The 2,428-nt window shown below is 39.7% G+C and carries 4 protein-coding genes and 1 pseudogene; all 5 read right to left on the bottom strand.

Annotated features, from left to right (window positions below; all coding sequences use genetic code 11):
- Positions 1-406 (bottom strand): imm11 family protein (locus tag L4C34_RS20315; RefSeq protein WP_428791118.1); only part of this gene is annotated, 406 nt, incomplete at its 3' end.
- Between the two features lie 93 nt (positions 407-499).
- Positions 500-1,111, bottom strand: a complete 612-nt coding sequence (locus L4C34_RS20310; protein WP_428791117.1) for an imm11 family protein — start codon at positions 1,109-1,111, stop codon at positions 500-502.
- Between the two features lie 98 nt (positions 1,112-1,209).
- A complete protein-coding gene (locus L4C34_RS20305) occupies positions 1,210-1,377 on the bottom strand; it encodes a hypothetical protein (RefSeq protein ID WP_428791116.1) in 168 nt (55 codons plus the stop codon).
- Positions 1,378-1,395: 18 nt separating this feature from the next.
- The gene (locus tag L4C34_RS20300) at positions 1,396-2,025 is read right to left on the bottom strand and encodes an imm11 family protein (RefSeq protein ID WP_428791115.1); all 630 of its coding nucleotides are present in this window, start codon (positions 2,023-2,025) and stop codon (positions 1,396-1,398) included.
- A 49-nt stretch (positions 2,026-2,074) separates the two neighbouring features.
- Positions 2,075-2,428, bottom strand: a pseudogene (locus L4C34_RS20295) (hypothetical protein); the annotation flags it as partial.

Here is a 2,428-nt window from a genome sequence, read left to right as displayed (position 1 = left end):
GACCAATGATAGAATCTGGATCATAATCATCCACTTCACTATTCTCAAAATCGACACAATCTAATCGCTCATAGACATTGAAGTAATAAAAGTCTTCATACCATTTATCGTTTTCATCCACGATAATAGCTGGAAACAGCTGAAATCCATCAATGTTGTATTTAGCGATGACATCAGCGATCTCTTTTGAAACCACGGGATTTCCTGAATCCATCTGAACATTACTCAACTTAAATGGCATATCCTCTTTAAACGCTTGGCCAAAAAATATCGGCCCATCGCCGTAATCGAGTTGGTCCGTTTCATAAAAACGCGCGCCCGCGCCTTTGATTCCAACCAGTTCTAAGAAGCTTTCCCTAGATGGGGTATCAATCAATAGGTAGTATTCGTCTTCGAAATTTTTCATTCTCACACAACAAGCTCAATTTATATTTATGGATTGGTCAGGGCAGTCAATGATAATAACTGCCAAAAAAAAAGTTTACAGGTGGGCGACTTATTAGCTTTTATACTGCATTCCTAGTTCATATTCACTAAGCTTGTAGAACGTAAACGCCTCAATATTAAACGGCTCCAAACGATCAACTATTTTTTTGTGGACCAATAATGACGGTGTATACACCTTGTCTAACCTGAAAATCAAACGCTTTTCTTCTTCTATACTTTCCAATACATCCGCTCTCAACTTATATTTCACGACTCGTTGCTTGCAGCCTGGTTTAGGTTTGAAATAGGGAACTTCACTTTTTTCAAAATCCAAACAGTCGAGCGTGTCATACACATTACAATAGTAGAAATCTTCATGCCACTCTCCGTCGTCGCCAACAATAATGGCAGGAAACAATTGAAAGCCATCAATATTGTAATCTTCGATAGCCGAAGCAATTTCTTTCGAAACGACTGGCTTTCCGGCATCCATCTGAACATTACTTAACGTAAATGGCATATCTTCCTTGAATGCATTAGCAAGGAAAATTGGACCGTCACCATAATCCAATTGGTCCGTTTCATAAAAACGCGCGCCAGCGCCTTTGATTCCAACCAGTTCTAAGAAGCTTTCCCTAGATGGAGTATCAATCAATAGGTAGTATTCGTCTTCGAAATTTTTCATTCGCACACAACAAGCTCAATTTTTATTTATGGATTGGTCAGGGCAGTCAATGATAATAACTGCCAATACAAGATTTACGGGTTGGCGACTTACTGCCTTTAATACTGCATCCCTTGCTCATACTCACTTAGCTTGTAGAAGGTAAAAGTGCAAACATCAAATTTCGCCAATAGGTCAACAATTTTTTGGTGAACGACCAGCGAAGGCACCAATACATTTTCCAATGTAAAAATTAACCGTTTCTCTTCTTCTATTTCCTCTAACACATCGGCCCTTAGTCTGAGTTAGCACTGAACTGCTGGCTTACATTTGTATTGTATTCCACGCTCATACTCACTGGCCTTGTAGAAAGTAAAGGCCTCAATATTAAACTGGGCCAATTGGTCGACCAGCTTTTTATGCACCAGTAACGAAGGTCCAAGAACATTTCCCAGCATGATAACCATCCTTTTTTCCTCTTCAATGGCTTCCAGTACGTCGGCTCTTAGTTTGAATTTAAGAACCACGTGACCCATAAGGGAGTCAGGCTCATAGTCTTCAACTTCACTTTTTTTAAAATCTACGCAATCGAGTTCCTCATAGCAGTTGAAGTAGTAGAAATCTTCGTGCCACTCTCCATTGTCGTCTACGATGATGGACGGAAACAATTGAAATCCATCGATGTTGTACTGGTCTATGACTTCGGCAATTTTTTTACAGACGACGGGGACACCGCCGTCCATTTGGACATTACTCAGCTTAAACGGCATCGCTTCTTTAAACGCCTGTCCGAAAAACAATGGTCCATCGCCGTAATCGAGTTGAGCCCATTCATAAAAACGGTCTCCCGCCCCTTTGATGCCCACCAATTCCAAGAAACTCTTTCGAAACGGTGTATCTATCAAAAAGTAATATTCATCTTCAAAGGTATTCATAGGTTTTTTCTATAAGGTCTGCAGCCACCAATGACATGCTGCAATACAATTAGCAGTGAGTAGCTTGCTGACCTTTGTATTCCATTCCGAGTTCATACTCGCTAAGCTTATAGAAAGTAAAGGCTTCAATATTAAATTGAACCAATTGGTCGACCAACTTTTGGTGAACCAGTAAAGGAGCTTCAACAACTTCGTCTAACATGACGATCAACCTCCTCTCTTCTTCTATGTTTTCTAGTACATCAGCTCTTAATTTGAATTTAATGACTTCCTGACCAATGATAGAATCTGGATCATAATCATCCACTTCACTATTCTCAAAATCGACACAATCTAATCGCTCATAGACATTGAAGTAATAAAAGTCTTCATACCATTTATCGTTTTCATCCACGATAATAGC

The sequence above is a fragment of the Vibrio profundum genome (assembly GCF_050337555.1).
Classification (GTDB): domain Bacteria; phylum Pseudomonadota; class Gammaproteobacteria; order Enterobacterales; family Vibrionaceae; genus Vibrio; species Vibrio profundum.
This window is presented reverse-complemented; position numbering and strand designations above follow the sequence as displayed.

What these genes read in the sequence shown, in the direction of transcription:
- L4C34_RS20310 (WP_428791117.1), bottom strand. Translation starts at nt 1,111, where the DNA reads ATGAAAAATTTCGAAGACGAATACTACCTATTGATTGATACTCCATCT.
- L4C34_RS20300 (WP_428791115.1), bottom strand. Translation starts at nt 2,025, where the DNA reads ATGAATACCTTTGAAGATGAATATTACTTTTTGATAGATACACCGTTT.